General features: G+C 57.8%; 31 protein-coding genes. 11 read left to right on the top strand and 20 right to left on the bottom strand.

What is annotated here, in order from left to right; genetic code table 11:
- The first annotated feature begins 10 nt into the window (after nucleotides 1–10).
- The 5 genes from HG264_RS16765 (at nucleotide 11) to HG264_RS16745 (ending at nucleotide 4,898) form a co-directional block, all read left to right on the top strand.
- Nucleotides 11–1,339 (top strand): NAD(P)/FAD-dependent oxidoreductase, encoded by a 1,329-nt coding sequence (locus tag HG264_RS16765; protein ID WP_169408664.1) that lies wholly within the window; start codon nucleotides 11–13, stop codon nucleotides 1,337–1,339.
- Nucleotides 1,340–1,380: 41 nt separating this feature from the next.
- The gene (locus tag HG264_RS16760; RefSeq protein ID WP_169409186.1) at nucleotides 1,381–2,229 is read left to right on the top strand and encodes a bile acid:sodium symporter family protein; all 849 of its coding nucleotides are present in this window, start codon (nucleotides 1,381–1,383) and stop codon (nucleotides 2,227–2,229) included.
- Nucleotides 2,222–3,154 carry an SDR family oxidoreductase gene (locus HG264_RS16755; RefSeq protein WP_169408663.1) on the top strand — a complete coding sequence of 311 codons (933 nt, stop codon included), beginning with the start codon at nucleotides 2,222–2,224 and terminating at the stop codon, nucleotides 3,152–3,154. The genes HG264_RS16760 and HG264_RS16755 overlap by 8 nt, the downstream gene beginning before the upstream one ends.
- Before the next feature lie 16 nt (nucleotides 3,155–3,170).
- The gene (locus HG264_RS16750; RefSeq protein ID WP_169408662.1) at nucleotides 3,171–3,956 is read left to right on the top strand and encodes an SDR family oxidoreductase; all 786 of its coding nucleotides are present in this window, start codon (nucleotides 3,171–3,173) and stop codon (nucleotides 3,954–3,956) included.
- 180 nt (nucleotides 3,957–4,136) lie between these two features.
- Nucleotides 4,137–4,898, top strand: coding sequence for a sulfite exporter TauE/SafE family protein (locus tag HG264_RS16745; RefSeq protein WP_169408661.1), 762 nt, complete (start codon nucleotides 4,137–4,139; stop codon nucleotides 4,896–4,898).
- A 26-nt stretch (nucleotides 4,899–4,924) separates the two neighbouring features.
- On the opposite strand, the gene HG264_RS16740 is transcribed toward HG264_RS16745, so the two are convergent.
- The 5 genes from HG264_RS16740 to HG264_RS16720 form a co-directional block, all read right to left on the bottom strand.
- On the bottom strand, nucleotides 4,925–5,611 hold the full coding sequence (locus tag HG264_RS16740) for a nitroreductase (RefSeq protein WP_169408660.1): 687 nt from the start codon (nucleotides 5,609–5,611) through the stop codon (nucleotides 4,925–4,927).
- Between the two features lie 168 nt (nucleotides 5,612–5,779).
- On the bottom strand, nucleotides 5,780–6,379 hold the full coding sequence (locus tag HG264_RS16735; protein ID WP_169408659.1) for a hypothetical protein: 600 nt from the start codon (nucleotides 6,377–6,379) through the stop codon (nucleotides 5,780–5,782).
- A 155-nt stretch (nucleotides 6,380–6,534) separates the two neighbouring features.
- A complete protein-coding gene (locus tag HG264_RS16730) occupies nucleotides 6,535–6,750 on the bottom strand; it encodes a helix-turn-helix transcriptional regulator (protein WP_218573016.1) in 216 nt (71 codons plus the stop codon).
- Nucleotides 6,751–6,953: 203 nt separating this feature from the next.
- Nucleotides 6,954–7,310 carry a DMT family protein gene (locus HG264_RS16725; RefSeq protein ID WP_169408658.1) on the bottom strand — a complete coding sequence of 119 codons (357 nt, stop codon included), beginning with the start codon at nucleotides 7,308–7,310 and terminating at the stop codon, nucleotides 6,954–6,956.
- Nucleotides 7,311–7,436: 126 nt separating this feature from the next.
- Entirely contained in the window at nucleotides 7,437–7,895 is a 459-nt protein-coding gene (locus tag HG264_RS16720; RefSeq protein WP_169408657.1) for a DUF4112 domain-containing protein, read from the bottom strand.
- Between the two features lie 277 nt (nucleotides 7,896–8,172).
- Between HG264_RS16720 and HG264_RS16715 the strand changes: the two genes are divergently transcribed.
- A complete protein-coding gene (locus tag HG264_RS16715; protein ID WP_169408656.1) occupies nucleotides 8,173–8,934 on the top strand; it encodes an SDR family oxidoreductase in 762 nt (253 codons plus the stop codon).
- A gap of 71 nt (nucleotides 8,935–9,005) precedes the next feature.
- Here the strand turns inward: HG264_RS16715 and HG264_RS16710 are convergent, their stop codons facing one another.
- The 14 genes from HG264_RS16710 to HG264_RS16645 form a co-directional block, all read right to left on the bottom strand.
- Complete coding sequence (locus HG264_RS16710) at nucleotides 9,006–9,437, bottom strand: MAPEG family protein (protein WP_169408655.1); 432 nt, start codon at nucleotides 9,435–9,437, stop codon at nucleotides 9,006–9,008.
- A gap of 73 nt (nucleotides 9,438–9,510) precedes the next feature.
- Nucleotides 9,511–9,918 (bottom strand): hypothetical protein, encoded by a 408-nt coding sequence (locus HG264_RS16705; protein WP_169408654.1) that lies wholly within the window; start codon nucleotides 9,916–9,918, stop codon nucleotides 9,511–9,513.
- Nucleotides 9,912–10,706 (bottom strand): hypothetical protein, encoded by a 795-nt coding sequence (locus HG264_RS16700; RefSeq protein ID WP_169408653.1) that lies wholly within the window; start codon nucleotides 10,704–10,706, stop codon nucleotides 9,912–9,914. The genes HG264_RS16705 and HG264_RS16700 overlap by 7 nt, the downstream gene beginning before the upstream one ends.
- Before the next feature lie 187 nt (nucleotides 10,707–10,893).
- Nucleotides 10,894–11,319 (bottom strand): CBS domain-containing protein, encoded by a 426-nt coding sequence (locus HG264_RS16695; RefSeq protein ID WP_169408652.1) that lies wholly within the window; start codon nucleotides 11,317–11,319, stop codon nucleotides 10,894–10,896.
- A gap of 153 nt (nucleotides 11,320–11,472) precedes the next feature.
- Complete coding sequence (locus HG264_RS16690; RefSeq protein ID WP_169408651.1) at nucleotides 11,473–11,775, bottom strand: hypothetical protein; 303 nt, start codon at nucleotides 11,773–11,775, stop codon at nucleotides 11,473–11,475.
- Nucleotides 11,776–11,863: 88 nt separating this feature from the next.
- Complete coding sequence (locus tag HG264_RS16685) at nucleotides 11,864–13,237, bottom strand: MATE family efflux transporter (protein WP_218573015.1); 1,374 nt, start codon at nucleotides 13,235–13,237, stop codon at nucleotides 11,864–11,866.
- 170 nt (nucleotides 13,238–13,407) lie between these two features.
- Complete coding sequence (locus HG264_RS16680; protein ID WP_169408650.1) at nucleotides 13,408–13,689, bottom strand: hypothetical protein; 282 nt, start codon at nucleotides 13,687–13,689, stop codon at nucleotides 13,408–13,410.
- Nucleotides 13,686–14,861, bottom strand: a complete 1,176-nt coding sequence (locus HG264_RS16675; protein WP_169408649.1) for an alpha/beta fold hydrolase — start codon at nucleotides 14,859–14,861, stop codon at nucleotides 13,686–13,688. The genes HG264_RS16680 and HG264_RS16675 overlap by 4 nt, the downstream gene beginning before the upstream one ends.
- 223 nt (nucleotides 14,862–15,084) lie before the next feature.
- Nucleotides 15,085–15,576 (bottom strand): M48 family metallopeptidase, encoded by a 492-nt coding sequence (locus HG264_RS16670; protein ID WP_169408648.1) that lies wholly within the window; start codon nucleotides 15,574–15,576, stop codon nucleotides 15,085–15,087.
- Between the two features lie 59 nt (nucleotides 15,577–15,635).
- Nucleotides 15,636–16,265 (bottom strand): NAD(P)H-binding protein, encoded by a 630-nt coding sequence (locus HG264_RS16665; RefSeq protein ID WP_169408647.1) that lies wholly within the window; start codon nucleotides 16,263–16,265, stop codon nucleotides 15,636–15,638.
- An 80-nt stretch (nucleotides 16,266–16,345) separates the two neighbouring features.
- The gene (locus HG264_RS16660; RefSeq protein ID WP_218573014.1) at nucleotides 16,346–17,053 is read right to left on the bottom strand and encodes an FMN-binding negative transcriptional regulator; all 708 of its coding nucleotides are present in this window, start codon (nucleotides 17,051–17,053) and stop codon (nucleotides 16,346–16,348) included.
- Complete coding sequence (locus HG264_RS16655; RefSeq protein WP_169408646.1) at nucleotides 17,034–17,405, bottom strand: barstar family protein; 372 nt, start codon at nucleotides 17,403–17,405, stop codon at nucleotides 17,034–17,036. Before HG264_RS16655 ends, HG264_RS16660 begins: the two co-directional genes overlap by 20 nt.
- 2 nt (nucleotides 17,406–17,407) lie before the next feature.
- Nucleotides 17,408–17,803, bottom strand: a complete 396-nt coding sequence (locus HG264_RS16650) for a ribonuclease domain-containing protein (RefSeq protein WP_218573013.1) — start codon at nucleotides 17,801–17,803, stop codon at nucleotides 17,408–17,410.
- Nucleotides 17,804–17,846: 43 nt separating this feature from the next.
- A complete protein-coding gene (locus HG264_RS16645; protein WP_169408645.1) occupies nucleotides 17,847–18,326 on the bottom strand; it encodes an anti-virulence regulator CigR family protein in 480 nt (159 codons plus the stop codon).
- Nucleotides 18,327–18,487: 161 nt separating this feature from the next.
- Here HG264_RS16645 and msrP point away from each other — a divergent pair, with 161 nt between their 5' ends.
- The 4 genes from msrP (at nucleotide 18,488) to HG264_RS16625 (ending at nucleotide 24,149) form a co-directional block, all read left to right on the top strand.
- The gene (msrP, locus tag HG264_RS16640) at nucleotides 18,488–19,510 is read left to right on the top strand and encodes a protein-methionine-sulfoxide reductase catalytic subunit MsrP (protein ID WP_169408644.1); all 1,023 of its coding nucleotides are present in this window, start codon (nucleotides 18,488–18,490) and stop codon (nucleotides 19,508–19,510) included.
- On the top strand, nucleotides 19,500–20,105 hold the full coding sequence (locus HG264_RS16635; protein WP_218573012.1) for a sulfite oxidase heme-binding subunit YedZ: 606 nt from the start codon (nucleotides 19,500–19,502) through the stop codon (nucleotides 20,103–20,105). Before msrP ends, HG264_RS16635 begins: the two co-directional genes overlap by 11 nt.
- 230 nt (nucleotides 20,106–20,335) lie before the next feature.
- On the top strand, nucleotides 20,336–23,608 hold the full coding sequence (locus tag HG264_RS16630; protein ID WP_169408642.1) for an ATP-binding protein: 3,273 nt from the start codon (nucleotides 20,336–20,338) through the stop codon (nucleotides 23,606–23,608).
- Nucleotides 23,609–23,777: 169 nt separating this feature from the next.
- Nucleotides 23,778–24,149 (top strand): hypothetical protein, encoded by a 372-nt coding sequence (locus tag HG264_RS16625; RefSeq protein ID WP_169408641.1) that lies wholly within the window; start codon nucleotides 23,778–23,780, stop codon nucleotides 24,147–24,149.
- A 133-nt stretch (nucleotides 24,150–24,282) separates the two neighbouring features.
- Here the strand turns inward: HG264_RS16625 and HG264_RS16620 are convergent, their stop codons facing one another.
- Entirely contained in the window at nucleotides 24,283–24,711 is a 429-nt protein-coding gene (locus HG264_RS16620; RefSeq protein WP_169408640.1) for a hypothetical protein, read from the bottom strand.
- Nucleotides 24,712–24,973: 262 nt separating this feature from the next.
- On the opposite strand from HG264_RS16620, the gene HG264_RS16615 reads away from it, so the two are divergent.
- The gene (locus HG264_RS16615; protein ID WP_218573011.1) at nucleotides 24,974–26,758 is read left to right on the top strand and encodes a GspE/PulE family protein; all 1,785 of its coding nucleotides are present in this window, start codon (nucleotides 24,974–24,976) and stop codon (nucleotides 26,756–26,758) included.
- Nucleotides 26,759–26,824 lie beyond the last annotated feature (66 nt).

Here is a 26,824-nt window from a genome sequence, read left to right as displayed (position 1 = left end):
AGGTAGCACCATGTATGCCGTGATAGGAGCAGGTCCGATGGGCCTGGCCGCAGCCCGTAATCTTCAGAAACTCGGCATTCCCTTCACCGGGTTCGATCTGCACAGCGATGTCGGCGGTTTGTGGGACATCGATAACCCGCACAGCACCATGTACGAGACCGCGCACCTGATTTCATCCAAGCGCATGACGGAGTTCAAGGAATTCCCGATGGCGGATGACGTCGCGCCCTATCCGCACCACAGCGAACTCAAAGCCTACTTCAGGGATTTCGCCAGCCATTTCGCGCTGCGCCGGCACTATCAATTCAATACCCGCGTACTCAGCGTCGAACCCGCTGGCGCGCAATGGAAACTCACTACCGAGCGAGCCGGCGAGCAGCAATCGCGCCTGTTCGATGGCGTGCTAATTGCCAACGGCACCCTGCATAAGCCGAACATGCCGACGCTGCCGGGTGACTTCAGCGGCGAGCTGATGCATTCCTGTGATTACCGCACCCCCGACGTATTCAAGGGCAAGCGGGTATTGATTGTCGGCTGCGGCAATTCCGGCGCCGACATCGCCGTGGATGCCGTTCACCACGCGCAATCGGTGGATATCAGCCTGCGCCGTGGCTATTACTTTGTTCCCAAGTTCATCAAGGGCCGGCCGGTCGATACCCTCGGCGGCAAAATCAAACTGCCGCGTGCGATCAAGCAACGCGTCGATGGCGCGATGATCCGCATGGTTATCGGCAAGCCCTCTGACTATGGCCTGCCCGACCCGGACTATCGGCTGTACGAATCCCACCCGGTGATCAACTCGCTGATCCTGCATCATCTCGGCCACGGGGATATCCACGCGCGCCGCGATATCAGCCGGGTCAGCGGCAAGCAGGTCACCTTCGCCGATGGTCAGAGCGCGGAATATGACCTGATCCTGATGTCCACCGGCTACTTGCTGGATTATCCCTTTATCGAGCGCCAGCATCTGAACTGGCCAGACGGGCAGGATGCGCCGCAGTTGTACATGAACGTGTTCCATCCCAGGCACGACAACCTGTTCATGATGGGCATGATCGAAGCCGCAGGGCTCGGTTGGGAGGGCCGCAACCAGCAGGCGCGGCTGGTGGCGCTGTACATCCGTCAGCGCCAGCAGAACGCGGAAGCTGCCAAGGCGTTCGACGCGATCAAGCGCGAGCGCGCCGGTGTGACGCTCGACGGTGGCTACGACTACATCAAGCTGCCGCGCATGGCCTATTACGTGAACAAGGATGAATACCTGAAGACGCTGGCCGAGCACATCAGCGCTTTGCAAAGCGGGCTCAGCGTTGACGAACCCAAGCCGGTGCCCGCAGCGTGAGCGGTGCGTTGCCGATCCAGTTCGACCCGGCCAGTCTGATCATGCTCAACGTCATCATGGCGTGCATGATGTTCGGCGTATCGCTGAGCCTGCGGCTGGAGGATTTCAAGCGCATCGCGCTGGCACCCATCGCGCCGCTGGCCGGGCTGTTCGCCCAGTTTCTGCTGCTGCCGCTGGCAACCTGTCTGTTCACCTGGGCGCTGCAGATTGATGCTGAGCTGGCGCTGGGGATGATTCTGGTGGCCTCCTGCCCCGGCGGCAGTTTCTCCAATATCATGACCTGGCTGGCCCGCGGTAACGTCGCGGTGTCGGTCAGCATGACGGCGGTGTCCAGCCTGGCCGCCACGGTGCTGACGCCACTGAACTTCGCCTTCTATGGCTGGCTCAACCCGCACACCCGCGAATACCTGACGCAAATCACCCTGGAACCGGGCGGCATTCTATTACTGGTGCTGCTGGTTCTGGCGCTCCCTCTGGTACTGGGAATGACCATCGGCCGGCGATTGCCCGGCCTGGTCGCCCGCAGCGAAAAGCCCCTGCGGATCATCTCTCTGCTGGTCTTTCTGGGCTTCGTCGCAATCGCCTTCACCAACAATTTCGACCTGTTCCTTGAGCGCTTCCACAGCTTTTTCTGGCTGGTGGTCGCCCATAACCTTCTGGCCCTGTCGCTGGGTTACGGCATGGGGCTGCTGCTCAGGCTGCCCGTGGCGGACCGCCGGGCAGTCACCATGGAAGTCGGCATCCAGAACTCGGGGCTCGGCCTGGTCATCCTGTTCACCTTCTTCCCGGAGGCCGGCGGCATGATGGTGATTACTGCCTTCTGGGGCGTCTGGCATCTGGTGTCAGGCATCACTCTCTCGCACATCTGGGCGCGGACTGCACATGACTAAACGCATACTGATCACCGGCGCGGCCGGTTATATCGGCCACCAGCTGGGTAACCGCCTGGCGGAGCACTTTTCAGTAATCGGGACCGATTTGCGTGCGCGTAACGATCTGCATATTCCGCTGAAGATCGTCGATGTGCGCGACCCGGCCCTGGCCGAGCTGCTACAACGCGAGAAGATTACCCATGTCGTGCATCTTGCCTCGGTGCTCCAGGCCTCGCCGGACCGCGCCCGTGATTACGACATCGACGTCAACGGCACCCGCAACGTGCTCGATTGCTGCATCAAAGCCGGCGTGCAACACCTGACCGTCACCAGCTCCGGCGCTGCCTATGGATACCATGCGGACAACCCGGCCTGGATCGACGAACAGGACGCCCTGCGTGGCAACCCCGAGTTCGCCTACTCCGACCACAAGCGGCTGATCGAAGAGATGCTCGCCGATTACCGCGAACGCCATCCGCAACTGCGCCAGCTGATATTCCGCCCCGGCACGGTGCTGGGCACCGACACACGCAACCAGATCACTGATCTGTTCATGGCCCCGCGCATTCTCGCGCTCAAGGGCAGCGATTCGCCCTTCGTGTTCATCTGGGATCAGGACGTGATCGGCGCCATGGCGATGGGCATCAGGCAAGACAAGACCGGCATCTTCAATATGGCCGGCGATGGCGCGCTGACCATGCAGGATATCGCCCGTCGCCTGAACAAGCCGCTATTGACCCTGCCGGTATGGCTCGTCAAAGCCGGGCTACAGATCGCAAAATGGCGCGGCAAACCCACCGGGCCGGAGCAGGTCAACTTCCTGCGTTTTCGCCCGGTACTCAGCAATCGTCGTTTGAAAGAGGAATTTGGTTATCCGCTGGCAAAAACATCGGTCGAAACCTTCGAGTATTTCGTCGAGAGCAATGGGTTGCGCAATCATTGATACAGAGAGACAGCCTATGTACGTCACCCTGATCACCGGCGCCGCCTCTGGCCTCGGTTGGGCCATGGCGCGTCACTGGTTTGCCGCCGGACACAGCCTGGTGCTGGCCGACGTCGACGCAGAAGGCCTGACCGCCTGCGCTGAAGAACTAGGCGACCCGGAGCGGGTGCTGACGGTCACAGCGGATATTACCCAGGCAGCCGACATCTGTTTTCTGATCGATGAGGTACGCTATTGCTTCGGCCGGCTCGATTTGCTGGTCAACAATGCCGGCATCACCCACCGCTCCCCCGCCCATCAGACCCACCCGGACGTCTTTCGCAAGGTCATGGCCGTGGATTGGCAGGGCCCGGTGGAGCTGACCATGGCGGCGCTACCGCTACTGCGCGAATCGGGTGGGTCGATCGTCTGCATCGGCTCGATGGCCGGCTGGATGCCGGTCCCCGGCCGCGCTGCGTATTGCGCCGCCAAAGGTGCGCTGACGCAGTTCTTCGAGGTGTTACGCCTGGAGCTGGAGCCCGATGGCATCCACATACTCATGGCCTACCCGAGCTTTCTCGACACACCCATCGAACACCACGCACTGGGCCGCGACGGCAGCACCGCCCAACACCCCCGCTCGATGGTCGGTGGGATGCGCAGCGCCGAATGGATGGCCAAACTGATTGATGACGGACTGCAACGGCGCAAGCGCTGGATACTGCCTGAACCGGTCTCACGTTTCGGCAGCCTGCTCTGGCGCATCGCGCCGTCACTGTACCTGCGCCAGGTACGTAAGCGCTTCGCTGGTGAGTTACGCTAACGCCATATCGCGATACCCTGTACTGGGAAGGTCGAGTTCCACCTCGACCAGCGGAGTCTCGGAAACCGGCTTTCATCGAGATGGAACTCGACGGTCCCAGGCCGCGCTCCCTAGGGACGGCCGAGCTCCACCTCGGCCAGCGCGGCCTGGCTTACCCCATTTTCAAATAAGGCATTAGAAATGCTGCTTGATCCCTGGCTATGGCTCGGTTTGTTCATATTGTTGGCCTACACCATTGAAGCCGTAACCGGTTTTGGCAGCCTGGTGATTGCTCTGTCGTTGGGCGCGCTGATTCTGCCGATTCCAGAAATGATGCCCGTGGTCGTGCCGCTTAACGTGCTGATGACCGGGTATCTGGTGTGGCGCAACCGCAGATATATCTACTGGCCGGTACTGCTCAAGCTGATCCTGCCGCTGATGTTATTGGGCACGGCGGCGGGTTACCTGTTGCGTCCCTGGCTTGGCGATGACCTGTTGAAACTGCTGTTCGGCATGCTGGTGCTGTGGTTCGCCAGCCGCGAACTCCTGCGCATGTACCGCGGCACCAAAATCACGCCGCACCCGCTGATGCTCAGCCGCGCCCTGACCTTCGGCGCTGGCATCACCCACGGCTTGTTCGCTTCCGGCGGCCCGCTGCTGGTCTACGCTATCGGCGGCATTCAGCTCGACAAAAGCCGCATGCGCGCCACCTTGCTGGTCGTTTGGCTCACCTTGAACAGTTGCCTGACTGCGCTGTTTCTATTCGACGGCACCCTGATCCCCAGCCTGCCCCGCCTGGTGCTCTATCTGCCACTGTTGGTGGTTGGTGTGCTGCTCGGCGAATTCCTGCATCACCGCCTGAACGAACAACGGTTCCGGCAGGTGGTGTATGGGTTACTGGTAGGCACGGGGGTGTTGCTGATTTTCAAGGCCGTCGAGGGGGCCGGATTCATAGCGTCCTGAATCCGGTTTGGCTCATGTGAAGCGTGCTAGGACACCGTCTCGTCGAAGCCCACAAAGGTCGCTACGTCATCGACGGCACGACGCTTCGATACGACGGCATTGGCAGGAAAGTCCTCATCCGGATAGCCCATCGCAACGCAGATCATGATGACCTGATCATCAGGAATGCCCGCATGCTCGCGCACCACCGGGGAGTGCATGATGCCCTGACTGTTCACCACACAGCCCAGACCGCGGGACCAGGCTGCGTTGACCAGGCCATTGACCAGGGCGCCACAGTCGAACTGAGCGATGTCGCCATCGCGCAACACACGGTCATAGGTCACGACCACGGAAACCGGCGCATCGAACTGACGGAAGCCGCGCAATATCCAGTCCTGACGCTTGTCCTTGTCATCGCGAGCGATGCCCATGGCCTTGAACAGTTGCACCGCAATTTCCACCTGCCGATCCCGGTGCTCGCCTTCGTAGGCGTGGGTGCCGCGGCTTTCCTTGGATGGCGGCACACCGCCCAGCATACGTTCGGTATTTTCCGCGCGAATCCGGTCCAGCGGCTCGCCCGTCAGCACATGCAGATGCCATGGCTGGGTGTTCATCGAAGACGGCGCCCGAAGGGCCAGCGCAATAACCTCTTCGATCAGGCTGCGCGGAACCGCTTGCTGCTTGAACGCACGAATGCTGCGCCGCCCTGATACCACCTCGTCATAATTCACCCGTCAGTCTCCTCATAGGCTGTGGCAGCTGCGATGCGCGCATACCAACGCTCGCCTGCAATGTGGATCTGACACTAGCATATTCGCAGCGGCGCCCAAGGTGACTATGCATCGACTGAGCGATACATCAGGATCGCTTATAAGCGGTGATTAATGGGAGTTAAAGAGTTATAGGCCATCCTGCGGTTGCAACGTCCTCAGTTGTAGATCGGCCTGAGATTTGCGTTGCCAAACACGCCAATATTTCTGCTGTTTCGAAATGACACTGTCTCTATTCGCTCCGTACCAGGCGCGGGCGTTCGGTGTCATTGCGGCAAGTTTGGTCTTCTGTCTCCAATCTTGAAAATCATTGCTATCGAGACGGTACTTCGAGCCTGACTGCTTGATGGGCCACATTGAAAACCGGGCTTTCCATGCTCCCGTCCTGGGCGTGACGATGCTGTAGTACGTTTTGCCTGCGCTCAGATCGGCTTCCATGAAATCAGCTGCCTCTGACACAACCATGAAGGTGTGTTTACCGGGCAATGTGTTATAGGCGACCTTTGTTCCGTTGTTCAGTATTCCGATGAAAACCGGCTCGTTACCGGAGACATCGTAGATTGAAGCACTGACCGCACTGCCTACAAATGAATCGCGCATAAACAGTACTTGTGCCTGATCGCCGCTCGGTCGCTTCGCCGCTACATCAGAAGAAACTGACATGGGATTCGAAGCGCATCCGACTAAAAACAATCCATATAGAACAACCGCGACCTTTAATATTTTCATTTCATTCCCCTGAGCGTTGTTTCAAGAGGAATAAGGCTAACTACCTCATAGAGCAGATTGACCGCATTCCCTTGCGTCAGCCAAGGTAATGCATATTGATAGCCAGTAGCCATAAAAAATCATCGGGTGAAAGCGATTCACGCACGTTCCGTCTTCTAACTCACCGGCATACCTGTCAGCGTCAGCTCGCCACCCAAGGCCTGAATCACGGTCAACGTCAGGCCCAGATGTGCAGTTGGCTTGCCTGCTTCAAGGTCCCCAATAAAGCGCACTCCCACGCCTGCAGCCAACGCCAATTGCGATTGCGTGAGCCCGAGTTGTTTACGGGCCTGCTTGATAGCTGCACCCAGCTCAACGGGGGTTTTGATCACAGAGATCGTCGCTCCAAAAGATTACCGAGCGGGAAGATTAAGCGCTTTTGAAGGACGATTCAATCGAATATTACCGAACGGGAAGATTTGGCCGTCACCCAACAATATTTATGTGTTTTATTCCCGTACGGGAATACTGCCCCGCCGCGAGAGTTCGCAAAATAGATGATCATTGGTCCTCGGGTGCGCACTCGCACACACCATCATGTACCCGCCATATTGCCCCGAAAAATAAAGAAAACTGCGCCCAGAATACACAGGCCCGCCCACAGATAATCCAGCCTGAGCGGCTCCTTCATGTAGTACACCGCGAAGGGCACGAACACCGAGAGCGTGATGACTTCCTGCAGGATCTTGAGCTGCCCCAGCGACAGCACGCCATAGCCAATTCGGTTGGCGGGCACCTGCAGCATGTACTCAAAGAAGGCGATGCCCCAGCTGATCAGCGCGGCGATGATCCAGGGCTTGGAGCTGAGCTCCTTGAGGTGGGCGTACCAGGCGAACGTCATGAAGACATTGCTGAGGGAAAGTAACAGTACCGTTAGGCCAATTTCGCGCATTTTGCACCGGTCGCAAGGAGATGATCGAATCGATCTTCAGGGCGGACAGGTGCAGACCATGCAGACAGGCGTGCCGTTAGATGCCGCTAGAAGAAAACACGAAAATCTATCCCCTTGCCTGCGCTTTCACAAGAGAAATGCCACGCCTCCTGCGATGCCGGCAAACAGAACAGATAAACCGATCAGAACCTTCCAGGGGAATGATTTCGGAGGTGGCTCTACCTCAAGCTGCGTGTGCAGATAATCCCTTAACAATCGCGTATTGCGTGTGTTGGCCTTGAACACAGCATCGAAGGCATCCCCCACCACCGGGATCAGGCCGCCTACAAAGTCGATGCCGATATTCCGCAACATGCGCCGCTTCACCTCACCGCTCGCACCAGCGCGCTGCGCCTCCAGAAGCACATAGCCTGCCATGCCCAAACCAAGCAGATCCCCGATACCCGGGATCAGGCCTACGATGGCCTCGACCCCAATCTTGAACCGTGTAAAAGGCAGGCCGATGCTGCTGTCAGTGAAACGGCTGAATTTGTCCAACCGCTGGAGTATCGCTCGTTGCTCGGCTTCGGTCGGTTGTCTTGGCATTGCATCTCCGGGTGATGGGCCTCTGGTGTGCGGTTTTGCCCTATCAACTGAAGAGTGCGCGCGGTCGAGAGAAGTTCAGAAAGCATCAGTTCATGCGAACAGCAATGATCGACTGTCTCAACCCCATCACCGCGTCTCACCGGGAGACTTATCAGCCTTTGGCATGATGCGTAAACAACAGCTTTGATTCAGGCAAAACTGGCCTGCGGCGTTGGTATTCTCTGTCCACGGCGGAGCGCAGCATTGGGCAGCGCCCATCGCTCAGGAGCAAGGTTTTATGGATTCAGCGTTTTCGGGCAAGGTCGTATTGATAACGGGCGCCGCCGCTGGCATTGGCAAGGCCACCGCAGAAGCCTTTGCCGCACAGGGTGCACGCCTGGTACTCGCAGACATCGACGTCATCAATGGCGAAGCAGTCGTGGCGGATATTTGTGGGCGCGGTGGAGATGCCGTATTCAGTACCTGCGACGTAGCCGATGCGAGGCAGGTCAAGGCACTGCTGAGTATGATCGAGCGCGAGTATGGCCGCCTGGACTGCGCCTTCAACAACGCCGGTGTCGAGTTTGAACAACATAAGCTAGCTGATGGCGACGAAGCTGTGTTCGACCGCATCATGGGCGTGAACGTAAAGGGGGTCTGGCAGTGCATGCGGTTCGAGATTCCGCTGATGCTCAAGCACGGCGGCGGCTCCATCGTTAACACCGCCTCCATCGCCGCGCTGGGCGCAGCCCCCAAAATGAGCATCTATGCCGCCAGCAAGCACGCTGTACTAGGCCTGACGCGCTCAGCCGCCGTTGAATACGCCAAGAAGGGCGTGCGAATCAACGCCGTTTGCCCGGCGGTAATCGACACCGACATGTTCCGCCGCGCCGCAGAAACAGACCCACGCAAAGCCGAATTCGCCGCCGCGCTGCATCCTGTCGGCCGCATCGGCAAAGCCGAAGAAATAGCCGCGGCCGTACTGTATCTATGTTCAGAGGGAGCCGCGTTTACCACCGGCATCGCACTGCCGGTGGATGGCGGGAGCACCTGTATCTGAGCCATCGTTACGGCAAAGGCTGTGGATGCAGGCAATTTCGATAACATGTGTGCCCATGCGGGATGAAGTTGCTATGCAACCAACCCCGCCGATGCCAATTGCCAGACCAGTAACCCAAGCATGGCCATCAGCGCCAGACAGCCAGCCAGAAAGAGCCGCAGCCTCACCGGTACGTAGTTCGAACTCACGTGCACATAGGCATGGACGTAACGGCCGGCCACAAATATCCACGCCAGGGTAACCGCGATCGTACCTGCGGCATTGATCGAGTAGGCGACCAGACAAAGAACATAAAACAAGATCGGCGCTTCGAACTGATTGGCGATATTGTTGGATACCTTGACCACATCCTCCGGCCATACCTTATTGTCCAGAGCGGCCTGTTGTCGGTTCACCGCACCGGTTTTAATAGCACTGGCCTTCCTCATTCCGAGCACTATGTACATGATAAGCGTCAGTAGTATCTGTGCCAGAACCGGCCAGAAAATATGACTGGGATGCATCCGTAATTCCTTCTGGTTAAGTGCGTGGCGCCGGGAAGATCCGGCGTACCATGCGACTGGCCAACACTCGTTCCTAAACGATAGCGGTTACAATAAGTGCCTTGTAACCACCCAACCCCAGACTAACCAATAGCGGCAGAAACAGGATCATCTGGCCGGCAATCTCAAAACCTTTACCGACTTCCTCATCCTCCCCAGTTGCAATCTCCTCGGGATCTTCTGAGCCAGGTGCAAAAACCAGATAAAGCGTGATGAGCACGCCCGCACCGACCGAACCGATGTATATAAGTTGGCTTGTGCTGGATCCCAGCGAATAGAAGTACGCGGCAAGCACGCCGATGGCGATGACATGCACCAGGGTGGTTAGCAGGAACGTCAGATCCAGTTTTGATTCACGCATGAGGTCTTTGTAGATAGCACTGTAAGCAAGCACCATCCATATGATGAGCAGGCCGCCCCACCATTCAATCTGCGTCAGCATAATGCTTCCTCCCCGACATCATCCGTGTCGTCCTTGAAAACAGCGGCTACTTTGGACACGTACAAGAGAGGCAACAACACCAGCAGGACCACGGTCAGCCCCACCCATAGCCAGAGCCCTTTGAACAGCAGCACGGTAAGCACGCCAAACACTATGGCTTGCAACAGGCCTTTCCCTACGGCGCGCAGAACCAAAGCGGATCTTGCAAGCTCCAGAGGATGAGCGCCGGTTTGCCGGGATGCGACGCCCAGGCTCATCATCGCCTCCAGCATCTCCTTACCACGGGCTTCATTCTCCTCCCGTTGCCTGATCAGTTGAGTGATCGTTGCGGGAAGTTGATATCCGTGGCGCGCCTCATTGCCCAGGTCGCATTCAAATTCCTGTTCGACGATATCAGCAAGCCCTGCCTGTTTGCCGAACATAACATCCGGCGCTACCAACTCACCCTCTGTAAAGAAGAACTGGGCAAACTCTCCGACCTGATCGTAGAAGATCTCCAGACAGGCTGTTTTCAATCCCGCTTCAAACAGTTGCTGCAGCAGCTCTAACGGCAACTCGTAACGGGTAGCTGTTTCATAGTTCAGGCGGATGAAGGTATGCGCCGGGGCCACACTCTGATTGAACCACTCGCCATCCCACTCCGCAGCCAGATCAACGCCCCACTCTTCACCCAGATCACGGGCCTCTTCACTGTCCGCCTCTTCGAGTAGTCGGAGTATTTTCAAACAGGTTCGGTAGTTCTGCTCGCCCTCGAAAAAGAGCAAAAGGGAGTGGGCATTCTGAGACATGGACAATCCTTATCATCAACGCCACCATCTTTTGCGTGGCGCAGCACTATTGTTGTTCTGTATGAAGACGAGGGATAGGCGGGCAATCAATAACCGCTACCCCTCGCAAGCGCTAAACATTAATGGGAGTTCAATATCATTGCAATATTGAACAAAGCCGAATTCGCACGCACTAGCGTGCAGGCACTTACTCCGACGCGACTGCAGTGCGGCTTTCACGCACTATTTCTATCAAGGCATTAAGAGCATCAGTCGCTGTAAAAATGCCCACCAACTCTCCCGCATCATTTTTGACGATTACACTGCCGACCTTCCGTTCGGACATGGCATAAGCCACTTCATCCAGAGGCGTACTCGCCTTAACGCACAGCGGTTCTTCGGCCATGATGTCGGAGGCCTGTACCAGAAACTTCTCCGCAGCGCTCAACCCTGCCGACAGGCGCACATCCCGATCACTGACGACGCCGACCACCGCCGAGCCGCGAACGATGGGCAGGTGACGGATGCCATTCTCCTCCATGAGTTCTCGCAGATCGTCGACCGGCATGTTCTCGTCCGCTGTGATGGGATCGGGCGTGGTGAACTCGTCCACCGGAACACTGATGGGTAGCATGACAGCCTCCTGTAAATCACTCGCGGAATGCGGGTGTAACTGCATAGGATGCTTCACCATATCGCCCAATAGATCAAGGCATGCTCGCCTGCTTCTGGATCAAGGGTCCTTTATCGCCAGTTCACCTCCAGGGCAGACGCGAACGCCATTGAATCAGCTGCTCTTTCGTTCATAGGCAGGCTGGTCATACTTGTCGTAGTTGATCACCGAGTCCTGCCAGAGCGATCCATGCTCCACGCGCCTTTGCTCAATCGTTTTGCCGAAGACGGTCAGGTGAGCCCTTTCCATCAATTCGGCCATATCCTGGCTGGTCGCAAAACCCAGAAAGGCCGCCCCCTGCATGAACCCCTCCAGGCGGTGGCGATCTTCCGCCGGCGCTTTGTAACCTTCCCGCGATGCGGAAAAATGCTTGAGTAAGCGTCTTTCTATTTCGGCCAGATAACGTTCTTTATTCATGGTCCACTCCTTTGCCCGTGCTGCGCTTCCCGTCCGGGATCAGCGTTCATCTGACCCCGGCATTCGTATAATGCCCGCCCAACCTGAATTATTTGAACAGTATCCGCTTGCGCCAGCCACCCCAACGGTAATAGCCCAGGGAAAACAGCGAACTGATCATGAAGCTGATACCTATCCCCAAGGCCACGCCGTTATCGCCAAACAGGGCCGTCGCACCGTAGGCCAGCGGCACCCGCAGAATCCATAGCGAGATGACGTTCAGCGCCAGCACCGCAAACATTGCACCCGCTCCACGCACCACGCTGTTGAAGACAAAGTTAAGTCCGATAAACGGATAGAAGAAAGCAATCGTGCGCAGATAGCGGGTGCCAAAGTCCACGCTGGCCTCATCCTGAATGAACAGCATCACCAGCGGTTGCGCCCAGATATAAAGCACTGTGGCCAACAGCAGCATGACGCTGGTGGTATAGAGGATGCCCGCCCGGGTGATCTGGGTAATGCGGGGCCATTGTCCGGCTCCGATATTCTGCCCGGCCATGGCAGTAATGGCCGTTCCCAGCGCTACCGCCGGCAACAATATGAGGTGATCCAGCCGCTGGGCAGCCCCGAAACCGGCCACCGCATGCGCCCCCAGACTGTTTACCAGCGACAATATGACCGTGGTGCCGGAATGTATTACGACCATCTGCAATCCGGAGGGCACCCCTAAACGCAGAATGGTCTGCACCTCGGTCCAGCGCGGCAGTTGCAACCGAAAACCATGGCCGGGAAACTTCCGCGCCAGATGCACCAGGCTGTAGAGAAAGGCCCCGCCCTGGGCCGTCACAAACGCTAACGCCGCTCCGGTGATGCCCCATTGGAAAACACTGATGAACAGGGGCGACAACACCGTGATCAGCCCTGTGGCCAGAAGCACGAAGTACAGCGGCGTGCGGCTGTCACCAAAGGCACGCAGAACCGTACTGATAAAGTTGTAACCCACCAGCAGCAGGGTTCCGGCAAAAGTGATCTGCAGATATATCTGCGCCTCGTCGATAATCGCCGGCGGCGTATTGAGCAACCCCAGCAGTACATCGGCAAAGCCGTAGCCCGCCAGCCCGATCAACGCTGAGAGCAACATCAGGATAATGACAAAGGTACTCAGATAGGTACGGATCGCCCCTGCGTCGCCCCGCCCACGCAGCTGGGCAAAGATGGTCAGGGTGGCCTGATTGAGCCCCATGACAAAAGCGAGCACGACCATCATCAGGATGGTACCGACCGTGACCGCACCAAACGCCGCGCTGCCCAGCAGGTTACCCACCCACAAACCATTGATCAGCTGGATGGACACCTGCAACAGGCTGGTAACAACAATCGGGAGGGAAAAACGCCCTAGGTGTCGGGCGATCGAGCCTTCAGTAAAATTTTTCAGTGCAATACCAACCCAGTCAAAATGTGCATGACTGCAAGAGGTTAGCATCGACTGAGCTGTTCCGGCCCAGTTCGGCACAACGTCATGGTTGCCGTCAGGCCTCGCCGCAGCTGGTGAGGCAGGCAATTATGGGAGCGCAAAAAAGCCGCACCTTTGAACGCCCAGATGCGGCTTCATGTTGCTAAGCGCTCATCGACAAACCAATGAGCGCTCAGGCCTCACTCCTGCTCGAAATCATTGAAGCTCAGGGTGATGCGATGTTCGTGTGACGCCCAGTTAGGCACATTGAACACCTGCTGCTGTTCCGTATTGCCACGGGGCGTGCTGACGACGGTGATGGTGCCATCCGGCGGCGTCGTTGCAGGCATGTTTATATCGACGCCCGTCTGGAAGGGTCGATCCGGGAAATAAGGCAGCAATTCTCCCGAGGTGACGGCCGGACGGGATTCCGCGTCGTGCACGTGAATACCAATCACATCCGGGGCATCGACGTTAGTCATGACATTGAAGGCCGGCTCTTCCCCCCAGAGCGCACTGGTGGTTGAGATCTCCAGCACGTCATTCTGCTCACCCCTATTCCCCAGAACTCCTTGTCACGGCTGATTACCAATGCCGAATGATCAGGTGAAGTGTGTGTGTTGGTCTCGATATCCGAGCCCGCCGGCGACGTGTTCAAGCGGACCAGTCGGCTCTCGCGCAGGAACGGCTGGCGATAGAAATGCTGGGTCGAGCGGCTCGGACGTAGCAGCTCGAACTCGTAACGAGCGCCCACTTCCAGCTCGAAGGGCCCCCAGACACCCGTCGCATCGATTGCGGCAGTAGCCAGAGGCTCTTCCTGTGTCCGCACACCGGTCTCTTCGTCGATAGACCAGACATTCAACGTGGTGCCCTCTGCACCGGAATTGGCCGGGAAATTGACCGCTCGCCCGGACACCGCAACCGTGCCTTCTTCCGCAAGGATCTGGGTGCGAGCCGGCGCTACGCCGGTAAAGAACTCGAACTGCCCAGCAAAGGAGGCTTCGGACGTAGCGACCTGAACATGCGCTTCGTCTTCCAGGTAGAGGTTATCTGCGCCAAGGGCACGCGCCCGAGACACGAATATTCCCTTGCACGGCACTCCTCCGGGACAGTCGGCGGCGACAGTGCCGTCAACTCCGATAAAGCCTGCCACCTTGGCTGCGCGATCAGCATCGCCCAGGTAGCCGGAACACACGAATGTGCCCAGCGAATGGCAGACCAGATATACCTGCTCAGCCTCGTGTTCGGTCAACACATTATCGACAAAGCTATCGAGAGGGGCGTTTTGCGAACCGACAGCTGCGGCACGCACCAGCGCTTCGCCATCGGTTGAGTATTCATAGGCATGAATGATCTCGTCCGGATAGCCATTGCTGGCGAACCGTAACGCCTGTGTCTGGTATTGCGATGCACTGCCGGCCACGCCATGAACGAAGATGATCGGCAGAACGCGGGTAGGATCCAGATCGGGCATTTCAGCGCCGGATTCGATCGACCCCGCCCCGGCATCAGGCGCAGGGCCGTCGTCTGAGGATGAACCTGAGGAACTCAGGCACCCGGTCAGGCCTAACGAAAGCATCGCAATAGCCAAAGGTGAGAAACGGGATAAACGTAAAAGCGAGCGGACAGGACGGTACATAGCGGTGAGACCCATGAGCTGTTTCCTTGTTTTTATTGATCTGCAGTAAACACAGGAGTGATACACAACGCAGGGGAGCCTTCAGAAGGCGCAAAAAACCTTATCACCCCACGACGAGCCACTCAACAGGATTGACTCACAGGTCACGCTGGGCGCTCCGAGTCCACGATTGGTTCTATTTCGCAGGCGCAGCAGGCAGAAGCTGGGGTCGCTGCGGACCTGGTCGCACGCAGCCAACTCAGCCGCGCAAGGTTAAAAACAACCGCAGGTCGAGTTCCAGCTGGTGATAATCCGGCTCCATATGCTCGCAGAGCTGGTAGAAGGCCTTGTTGTGTTCCTTTTCGCGCAGGTGCGCCAGCTCATGCACGACGACCATACGCAACAGGGGTTCAGGCAGGGTTTTGAAGATAGCGGAGACTTTGATTTCATTTTTGCGCTTGAGCTTGCTGCCCTGCACACGACTGACAAACTGGTGTTGACCCAGGGCGTTGTCGATCACATGCATCCGGGTATCGAAATACACTTTGCTCACAGGGACGCTGCTGCGCAGGTGCTGTTGCTTGAGACGCTGGGTGTAGTCGTACAGCGCAGCATCGCTCTGAATCAGATGTAGGGTTGCTGGCGGGTAACGCTGCTCAAGCCAGGGCCCGAGTTTCTGAGTATCGATCAGCTGCTGTACCCGGCTGCGCAGATCCGGGCTGTAACCGCTCAGGTATCTGAGTGCCGCCAATGCTGAGCTCCGCTTAATAAGATGGGCCTACAAGTTTACGGGGTTGTTGAGGATAGTGCTTAAACCAGCGTGTCTGACCTGATCAGGTGTAGCCCCGGCTGTCCGGCAATAGCCGCCTCCAGCAACGCTCTGGCGATATTTTCAGCCGGGTTGACGCGCATTTTCCGCGGCAGAACGGGCGCCAGGGCCTTCAAAACGCATTCGGCCGTTCGCTCCCCAAGCCGAAACTCCCGGCGCTGGCCGCTGATCAAACCGGGCCTAACGAAGGTGAGCGAAGCAAACCCACAGCCGGCCAGGTCCCGCTCCACCTCGCCTTTGACCCGGTTATAGAATACCCGTGAATCTGCGTCGGCGCCGATGGCAGAGTTGAGAACATAGGTCTGCGTGCCATGCTGTCGCGCGAGCTTCGCCACATTCAACGGGTAATCGTGATCCACGCGCCTGAACGCTTCTCTGGATCCGGCCAGCTTCATGGTGGTGCCGAGGGCACATATCACCGCATCAGCCAGCCACCAATCGGCATCTGCCGGCAGATTCTCGAAATCAACCACGGGCGCGCGCAGCTTTGCATGTTCATCCAACGGACGACGGGACGGTGTCACCACTTCACTGATACGCTCATCGGCCAGCGCGCGGCGCAGCACATGACTGCCGACCAACCCGCTCGCCCCCACCAGCAATAACTTCATTAGGGATTCTCCTTGTCGACGGGATTATTCCTCTGGCCTCGAGCTCTCGCCGGGCTAATGCTCAACTAACCCGTCGCTGGTTAATCGATGAGCCGCGCCATCGCAGGGTTCTGCCCTCCTTCACCGCTCTCCAGGCCAGCCTTGACACCGGCCCGATTTCTCTCTGGCTGGTTCTGACTGGCTTTCAGCTTACCCGTCAGCGTTTCGATTTGGATCTCCACGCCCACGATGGCCCGCATCATGCCCTCAGTGAAATCGGCTGGCGCATCATCCAGCGACCAGGGTGCGGCCATCTGCGATTCATGCTGATCGGTTAATTGATGGAGATGGTGCCTGAGCCAAGTCTGATCCTCGACGATCCGAGCGCTGCCCTGGGCATGGACCGCCAAATAATTCCATGTAGGAACCGCCCGCCCAGTCTGCTGTTTGGTTGGGTACCACGAAGGGGAGATATAGGCATCTGGCCCCTGAAATATGACCAGCACTCGCGCTCCGTTGCGCATCCGTTGCCACACCGGGTTATTGCGAGCCAGATGACACTGGAGATGTCCGAGAGCACCGTCTGCCGCCCCGCTCAGATGAAAAGGAACATGATTAGCCTCAATCCCTTCATCGTCCGCTATAACGAGTAAGCCGAAGCTGTAATCGCGGATGTACTGCTGAAGCGTTTCCTGATCGTCTTCCTTGAAATGATTCGGGACATACATCGATTCGTGCTCCTCATTCGCGATTAAGGCAATGTGACAGGCGTGCGCGTTTGTTTGTGTTTCACCGCGAGGGCCTTGCATCACTGTAGATCAGCACCCGCACACCGTGCCCCCGGGACTCGGCATAGGCACACACATCCGCCATCAGCTGGAGCCAGTCCGCCAGATCCGCCTCATTCACCTCAGCCGCGCCGTCAATTGAAAACCGCCAGAGCGCTGGCTCGGCCAACTGCTCCACCTCATCGAGCAACAAGTCATAGGCTGCATCCCAGTTCTCGCCGAAGTAATCCGGGAAATTGAAAGACTCACGCAGCGCCTGCAGGATGCTGGCCTTATCCAGCCTGTTATCTGCATCCAGCGCGATGGCGGGCTGATCAAGCTGATCCCAGGATTGCCAGATGATGGCCGATGACGGGCTGGCTGCTGTGCTCATCTTCAATGCCCCTTGATGCGGGTGAAGGAACGGTAATGATCCTCTGTGTAATAGAACTCCACTGGAGGATTGCCGCCCGTCACTACCCGCCGGGGGCCACGGTGTGACAGGCCGGGCGTGTCCACCGTGTATTCCCGGTAATACCCCCTCGGCTTGCTCGGCAACAGCCGCTCACGATTCTCGAAGGTGATGCCATCGCGCTGGTACGGGAACGGCCCATTCTTCCGAATCCGCTCCAGCGTGTTGTACAGCTCCTGTTCCTGCGCAGACAAGTGCGATTGGTTTTCAGAGCCGGATTGGGTAAAGCCCGCGCCATCAAGATAGGCATCGAGATGCCCGCCCTGCTGCAGTTGGAACAGGCCGAAGGCAAAGGCCAGAACAATGAGGATCTTTTTCACGGGATGGGCTCGAGCTCTCTGTAAAAGTGACGGGCTGAGCCGCTTAATCGAACACGTTATAGAGAATATCGGCGATCACGCCGGTGACCACTGACACCAGAATCAGCTCGGTGCCCGCAGTGCGCCATTCGTAGCCCGGATGACGCGGCAAGCGATCAAGAAACGCGCCGGAGTGCACCTTCTTCGCGATGCCTGGGGGCAACGGCTTGCCCCGCTGCAGGTTCTTGCGAATGCCGGGCGGCAATTCAGCGTACCCAGTGAAACCGGCACCGCGTGCGTACTCGCGGGCAATGGCTGCGGTAATGCCAGCATCCACCAGCGATTCCAGAATGTCCCGGTCGCGATGGTGACCGTCGCGATCCCGTCCACCCTGCCCTTTGCCCGAATTACCCTTGCCGGGATGGCCCGCATGCTCGCCAGCATGCTTATGATGCGGCCCCTTGCCCTCCGGCGGAGCAGCATGCGCAGCGATCACGAACAGGCTCGTAACCAACAGAGTCACCAGTGTTTGCAGTCCTTTCATAGTGCGATTCTCATTCAAGTTAGTTTTCGTCCGACTCCGAGTCCTGCACCTTTCGTCCCTCGGTGGTCGGCATCAATGGTTTTATCGTTATCATCCGTATTGAACAGACAATAACCGCCGGCATCAGCCTTTTGCTGGGGACATCTGTTCAGGAGGCCCGCATGAAACGTACCGATGCTTTCAATTCCGGCTTGAGCGAGAACGATATCACCGACGAGTCGGTATTTCTCAATCGTCGCCAACTACTTCGCCAGCTGGGTTTTATCGGAGCGGGCGGCCTGCTGGCCAGCGCGTCCACCCATGCCAGCGCCGGGCTGTTTGATCTGCTGGGCATTACCGATGCCCCCATAGAAAGTGGCTTTAGCGCCGAGCCGCTCACGTTTGCAGCCGCGGACCGCAGTCCCGGGCAAGTGCTGACCACCGAGGACAAGGTCACTGGCTACAATAATTTCTACGAATTTGGCACAGACAAGGCCGACCCGCGCCGCAACGCTCAGGCTCTGCAAGTCAAACCCTGGACCTTGACCGTGGGCGGAGAAGTCAACCAACCGCTAACGCTGGATTACGACGACCTGTTCCGCTTTGAACTGGAAGAGCGCATATACCGACTGCGCTGCGTCGAGGCCTGGTCGATGGTCATTCCGTGGGTCGGGTTTCCGCTCGCGGCGTTATTGAAACGAGCCGACCCCACCTCGAATGCCCGCTATGTGGCGTTCGAAACGCTGCATGACCCGGAAAACATGCCCGGCCAGCGCAACCGCTTTGCCGGCGGCGGTCTCGACTATCCCTATGTAGAAGGGCTGCGTCTTGATGAGGCCATGAATCCGCTGACGCTGGTGGCGGTGGGTCTGTACGGCAAGACGCTGCCTCCTCAGAACGGCGCGCCGGTGCGGCTGCTCGTTCCGTGGAAATACGGTTTCAAGAACATCAAGTCGGTCGTCAGCATCCGGCTGGTGAAAGACCAACCGCTCACCAGCTGGAATCTGGCTGCACCCGGCGAGTACGGCTTCTACGCGAACGTAAATCCGCAGGTCGATCATCCACGCTGGAGTCAGGCCAGTGAGCGACGCATCACCCGGGGCGGACTGGGCAGCGATGAACGCATTCCCACGCAACTGTTCAACGGTTACGCAGAACAGGTCGCGCACCTGTACAAGGACATGGACCTCAAGCGTGCCTTTTAAAGCCTTGCGGTTGCTGGTCCACGGGCTGAGCCTGGCGTGGCTGGGGTGGGTGTATTACCTGGGTTTCTCGGACCAGCTGGGCGGCGATCCGGTGGAGGCGATTATTCATTACACCGGCAAAGGCGCGCTGCATCTGTTGATGCTGACCTTGCTGGTCGCGCCGTTCAGCCGCTGGTTGAAACAGCCACGGCTGATGCGTCTGCGCCGCCCACTGGGCCTCTACGCCGCGCTCTGGGCGGTCGCACATGTCAGTAATTACCTGACCTTTGATCTTCAGTTTGACTGGGGCCTGATAGCTTCAGAACTGGTGAAGCGACCCTACATTGTCGTCGGGCTGACAGCCCTGGTGATACTGCTGGTGCTGGCCGTCACGTCGCTGCCGAAGCTGGTAAAAAAACTGGGCCGTCGTTGGCGCACCCTGCACAGTGGAATCTATCTGGCTCTGGTGCTGGTGTGCGTGCATTTCTGGTGGTCGGTCAAAGGATTCGAGCTCGAACCGCTGATCTATGGCCTGGTCGCGCTGGTACTGTTGTCGCTCAAGCGGCGGCCATTGTGGCGGTTGGCGGTGCGTGCGCAGAGCGCGTCCTCAGGATGAATACTAATTTTGAGAAGAAAACGCATCGGGGATAGCGCGGTCAGAAGCGGCGGCATTGAACAACTATCACGGATCAACAAGGCAATCGAAATTGGATGCTATTCCTAGGGAAGTGGGCTTGACCTAAATCGGAACGGAAGAAAGCTATCTCACTGATTAGTCGGCTATTGCCGCGCGATAGAGCGCTCCACCGCAATGGAGCACACCAACTGCAGGAATAGGAAAGAATTTTGAAATTACAGGAAAACATCGTCCGGTATTGGCATGCCGTTGAATTGCTACAACCTCAGTCTGCCCCCAAGTTGAAGAAGCGCAGCAGCTCCTACGGTGCGTTCATTCACGACACTCCCATCGGGCAGCCTATCCCACCATGGTCAGCAGCCAGTATTGTTTCAAAACAGCATTTACCCAAGCGGCGCGTCTGGAGTCACACGCTCTTCGCTCATCTCTATGACAGTCGGCGTGTTGCTGAACACCTCAAAGACTTGTATGGCGCAGATCAGGGCTATCGAGAGCCGCAGTTTCGAGAATCGGCACTCTTCGCTGCGAAATTCACCATGGCCGGCCAGTTGGTCGATGACAGTTTTGTGCTCTCCAGCGAAGCATGGTTTCTGGGGCGCGTTTTGGCGGGGAAAGATTGGACCAGTGGTTTCGAGGACGATCAACGAGCGATCGGCGATCGAGCGAAAGAGCTATTCGTGGGCCAAGTATCCGGGGAGGCGCTGCGTGAGCTGACCCGCTGGATTCTCACGTACATTGGCGTAGCGAGTTTCTTTGACGACATGGATGGCCAGATGTTTCGATTCCGCTCCCAGCCTGTCAACCCCAATAAGCGAGAGTCAGAAGACGATCCGCTCAATAGTTTTCTGCTCGATGATCTTGCCACCGTCGCCGGCAGCATCGCCAATAGCGGGAAAAGCGAACCGCTGAATCACTATCTGCGCCGGCACGATACGTGCGAGCGGCTGCATGTAGACGATGACCGCGCATCGCTGCAACTCATCAAACGTCTGATGCCAGACGCCTACGCCATGGGCTGCTGGCCGTCGGAGCGGCATCTAGGACTGGTGCATTCCCAGCAGCTAGCCGTCAATACGATCTTGGCCACGCTTGGCGATTCCCAGGGGTTGTTAGGCATCAATGGCCCCCCGGGCACAGGCAAGACGACACTGCTAAGGGACTTGATTGCCGCTATCGTGACCAGCCGGGCCGATGCACTTTCCAAGCTACGCCGTGCCTCCGACGGGTTCGTCAATAACGGACGCGAAGCTGCCAATGATGCCGGCAAGCAACAGACTTGCTTCAAACTCAATCCAGCGCTGTATGGCTTCGAGATCGTCGTCGCTTCGTCTAATAACGGAGCGGTAGAAAACGTCACGCTCGAATTACCCCAGCGCGACAAGATCGACGAAAGCTGGCTGCCCGAGGCGGAGTATTTTGCCGAGCTGGGCGAACTGGTTACCGGGAAGCCTGCGTGGGGGTTGATTTCTGGCGCGCTGGGCAGCAAAGCGCGGCGAACCAAATTTGTGGACCGCTACTTCTATGGGCAGCGCCCGTACGGTAACGAGGACAAGGAGGACCCTGGGGCCATTGATGAGGCCGAGTTCGATGCCGAAATTGATGATGTTATGAATGCCTTGTCTTCTGCGGCCTCTATGACAGAGGAAAATCCTAGTGCAGGCGAGGAGCATGCGGATGCACCTTCGGACAAGGAAGCAGGGCCGAAAGGCTTTATCGGATGGCTCGGTACACGCGTCGAGGCTAATTCGGGTCGTTCTTCGGAACAACGCCAAGCCTTGTGGCAGCAAGCCATCGCCGATTACGAAGCGGCAAAAACAGAGGCGCGCAAGAGAGGTGCTTCTGCCAGTCGCATCCGCGAATCGATTCAATCTCTCGATAACACAAGAACGCAAATTGCGAAGCAGTCTGAAGCGCTAGACGTTATCGAGAAGAAGCTGGCCGATGCGACCGATCAACTCTTCCGCCTGGATTCGGAGGAGAGCCGTCCTGCCGGTATGGCGCTCAAACAGTACTTGGATGCACTTGAAGAGCATCATGCAGACAAGCCAGGATTTTGGGCGAAAATCTCCAGTTTGTGGCGCGCGCAGCGAGAGTGGTATGCGAAGCAGAAACGACTTGAAGGCCAGCACGACTTAGCCAAATCCGAGTTCAGACGTATAGAACGCCTCACAAAGCAACTGGATGCCTCGCGTGAGAGTTTGGAAAAGCAACGCGCCGAAATGCAATGTGCACTTGAGCGTTTGCGCGGCCAGTGCCAAGCGCAAACGCAAGAAGCCATACACATGGCAAGGGACGGCCAAGCCGATCACCTGCTTGCTTGGCTGCAAGGCGGCGCTATCGGTCGCGGCGATGCCATCGAACTGGCCGAGCCTTGGCAGATTGAAGGCTGGCGCCAAGCACGTGCCCGCGTATTCATTCAGGCGCTTAAGCTTCATCGAGTATTCTTTGAATTGGAAGCGTCAAGGATGCGCTCCAACCTCTTCCTCATCAACGGGATGCTGACTGGCGCACGCTACAAAGGCTTTTCGCGCGATGCTATTCGCTCGGCCTGGGCATCGCTGTTCATGGTGGTACCGGTATTAAGCAGTACCTTCGCGTCGTTTGCGCGCTCATTCGGCTCGCTGGAAGCCGGCGAGATTGGCTGGCTACTGGTGGACGAGGCCGGCCAGGCTTCACCCCAAGCTGCGGTCGGCGCACTGTGGCGATCCCGGCGCGCATTGCTGGTGGGCGACCCCCTGCAACTCAAGCCAATCGTCACCGTTTCCGACGCCGTACTGGAACATATGCGCACGCGCTATCAGGTCGAAACACACTGGCTCCCCAATCGACAATCCGCGCAGACGCTGGCCGATGAAGCCACCCGTTGGGGGCGAATGGCGGGCCCTGCTGACAACAAGACATGGGTAGGATTGCCGCTGGTCGTGCACCGCCGCTGCGACAAGCCCATGCACGCGTTAGCCAATCGCATCGCCTATGATGGCGCGATGGTGTATGGAACGCTTGCACCACGCCCCGACAAGGAAACACCTGCCGGTCTCCCGACAGGATGGATTCATGCCAGCGGAACGTCGCAGGACAACTGGGTGCCTGCCGAAGGCAAAGCCCTTCAGGAATTGCTTTCACTGCTGCATCAGAATGGCGTGAAAGCCAAAGATATTTCAGTCATCACCCCCTTCAAAGCCGTCCAAGAGAATCTCAAGCGCATGCTCCGCGACAAGATGATCTCCGGCACAATCCATACCATGCAGGGCAAGGAAGCGCCTGTCGTAATTTTGGTGCTAGGCGGTAATACGGCTGGCTCGGGAGCCCGCAACTGGGCAGTTTCGGAGCCAAACCTTCTGAATGTAGCGGCAACGCGCGCCAAGCGACGCCTCTACGTGATAGGTGACAGAAACGACTGGAAGAATCGAGCGTTGTTTTGCGATGTCATGGATCTTCTACCATTACAGACCATTTCGGCACGCGAGCAGAAACAGGCGTGAGTTTCTCGTAGTGCAAAACTTGCCGAGATGCGACGCGGAACAAATCGGTGTCAGCGGACGGTTTCTAATCCATGTGCATCTGGCCCTTTTTTTCAGGCTCAAGGCCCATCAGCACTGGAAACCAGACCCCTATGCTAAAATCGCCGCTACATTCAATCCGGAAATCCCAATGCTTATATACCTGCTGATCGCCTGCGACCGCCTTGAAGAAAAGCGCGAGAAGAAACTGAGGCAGAGCCTGCCAGAGCTGCAAGCGGCTTTGCAGGCGTACGTTGAGGCCAACGCAGCCAACCATGTCACGCTGATCAACGAATGCGAGAGCGACGATTGCGAAGACTGGCAGCTCGGAATCAGCCAGCAGGTGAAGAAGAACATTCACCTCAATTTGCCCGTAAACCTGTTCAACAGCCTGGCCGAACAATATGGCATCGATTGCGAGGTGGGTTATATAGAAGACGATGCCCGCGAGCCGGTCAGTTATTTCGGCAAGCACGAGGGCAAGGGTGAGGCGTTTTTGATAGCAGAGTATCTGGGGTTATAGCGGCGCACCCGCCGTGATGATGGTGGCGATGGTCATGTTGTCACCCCTGACAAGGTCGTGCGGTGGCGGGCACAAGCCGCGGAAAATCAGCGATTTTGGCCAACTTCCGCGAGCCCGATTTCTGCTAGAAACGTTACTTACTAAAGTATGTTTTGGCGTGCTGTATCTCGTCGGGGGTTGGCCTGTAGACAGACCAGGCTTCAGACGGCTTTTTCCTGTAACGAATCTCCTGCTTCTCTGCATCTATCTGGTAATGCGGGAAGACCTCTCGCAGATTGAAAAAAAGTGCTGGCGCAAAAAACAGGATATCCGCCGCCAGATACCCGCCATTGAACTTCAGCGGCAAGATACCGTACATGGGGTCCTGCCCAGGCTGCTCAGCCTTGAACTTGTACTGCCCGAAACTTGTGGTTGGATAGGTATGCGATTGCGCAAGATTCAGCGGAGAGCCTTCGTTCACGCGCAATGACAAGTCCGACGGACTGGATTGGAAAGAAGTTGTTGCTGAGCACCCGGCCAGCCCTGCGGCCAGGGCCACTGCCATCAATTTCATCCTGTTCATTCAATACTCCCTTTGAATTATCGTAAAAATCACTAATGCATAGAAAACAAGTCCTACTGCGAGAGCGCTTCGAAGCGCACTTCGTCAGCCTCGCATAACTGTCGCACTCAGTGCCTGCAATCGCGGTCATTGTAACCATGTCGCGCCCGTCCACGTAATGGCCATGCGACATTACGACGCCGATTCTGATCTAGATCAAGCCGCTTCTTGCCAGAACGCCGTAAGATCAAATCACCATCATGCCTACGCTAGTGGAGTTTGCATGGGTATCCCGGAGCGCAGCCCATCTGCCGGGCTGCAATCTGCCAATCACCATCCCTGTGGAGTCGTCATGCTGGTAACTGACAAGACACAGCTTGCAAACCATTTGAAGCGACATGGTTCGGAGCTGCCCGAGCAACGGCTCGGCGAGATCCTGCTGCAACATAAGTTGATCAGCTCCACGCAGCTGGATGCGGCCCTTACGCTGCAGCACGAGACACCCGAATCCGGTCGGCTCGGAGCCATTCTGCTCTCGATGGGCATCATCCAGCCTGCACAGCTACAACAAGCGATTGCCGAACAGTTGAACGTGGCAGAGGTGGACCTGGATACCTTCGACTTCGACCTCGACCAATTGCGCAGCCTTCCCGAGCAGGTCGCCCGGGAGTGCAAGGTGATGCCGCTAATGGAGCACAACGACTTCCTCATCGTCGCCTGCGCCGACCCCACCCAGCACGAACTGCTGCACCTGCTCAGTTTCATTGCCGGCAAGCCGGTGGACGCTGTCTACGCCGATGCCCGCTCGATCGAACGTGCCATCAACGAGCACTATGGCTCGGTTACAGTCGAAACCCTGCCAGAGGACGAAAAAGACGACCCTGCCCTGTCCCTGGAACAGATCAAGGCACTGGCTGAGCATAAACCCACCGTGCGCTTTGTCGACAATCTGGTAGAAGACGCCATTAACCGTCGCGCTTCGGATATTCACCTGCGGCCCGGTGAGAAGGATGTGGTGGTACAGCTGCGCATCGACGGCCTGCTGCAGGATGTGCGGCATATCAAGCGCTCCACCCTGCCGGCCATCGTCAGCCGGATCAAGATCATTGGCGGCATGAACATAGCCGAACGGCGACTGCCACAGGATGGCCGCTACATGGTCAAAATCGCCGGACGCACCGTCGACCTGCGCCTGTCGATCATGCCGACGGTGCATGGCGAAAGCGTGGTGATGCGTATTCTGGATACCGGGCAGAGCCTGCGAAGCCTTGAGCAGCTGGGTTTCAGCGACACCGATGCCGCACGCTTTCTGCGGCTGGTCAGCCTCAACCAGGGCATAGTGCTGGTCACCGGCCCCACCGGTTGCGGCAAGAGCACCACCCTGTACGCCGCGATCAACGATATCCGCAAGAGCGGCGTGAACATCATCACCGTGGAAGACCCTGTGGAATTCCAGATTGAAGGCATTCGCCAGATCCAGGTGAACGCCTCCATTGGCTACACCTTTGCCCGCGCCCTGCGGCACATATTGCGCCACGACCCGGACGTGATCATGGTCGGCGAGATCCGCGATCAGGAAACCGCTGTCATGGCCAGCGAAAGCGCGCTGACCGGGCACCTGGTACTCAGCACCCTGCATACCAACAGCGCCGCCAGCTCCGTGACGCGACTGCTGGAAATCGGCATCCCTCCCTACCTGGTCAACGCCGCCCTGACAGGCGTCCTCGCGCAACGCCTGGCGCGACGCAACTGCCCGCACTGCCTGGTCGATGAAGCGGTACCTGACCACGTTCGTGAAAGTCTGGGACTGTGCAGTAACGAGCGTTTCAGCGTCGGTAAAGGCTGCGCCCGATGCGACAATCGCGGCTTTGCCGGGCGTATCGCCGTATACGAACTGCTGGAAGTGACTCAAGGAGTGCGCCGCTTGATCAAGGCCAATGTCGCGGCGCAGGATATCGAAGAGCAGGCCCGCCGGGACGGCATGCGCCCACTGACCGAAGGTGCCCTGGAACTAGCGCGCAAGGGCACCATCTCCCTGGCCGAGGTCTACCGGATACGGCTCGAGTAGCAGTCGACGGCTGACAGGGCCGGCTGCAAACAGTTCGGATGAGCTGCAGCCATACCAAAAACGACG

The sequence above is a fragment of the Pseudomonas sp. gcc21 genome, from assembly GCF_012844345.1.
Taxonomy (GTDB): Bacteria; Pseudomonadota; Gammaproteobacteria; order Pseudomonadales; family Pseudomonadaceae; genus Halopseudomonas.
The sequence above is the reverse complement of the archived record's forward strand: the minus strand, read 5'-3'. Positions and strand labels throughout refer to the sequence as shown.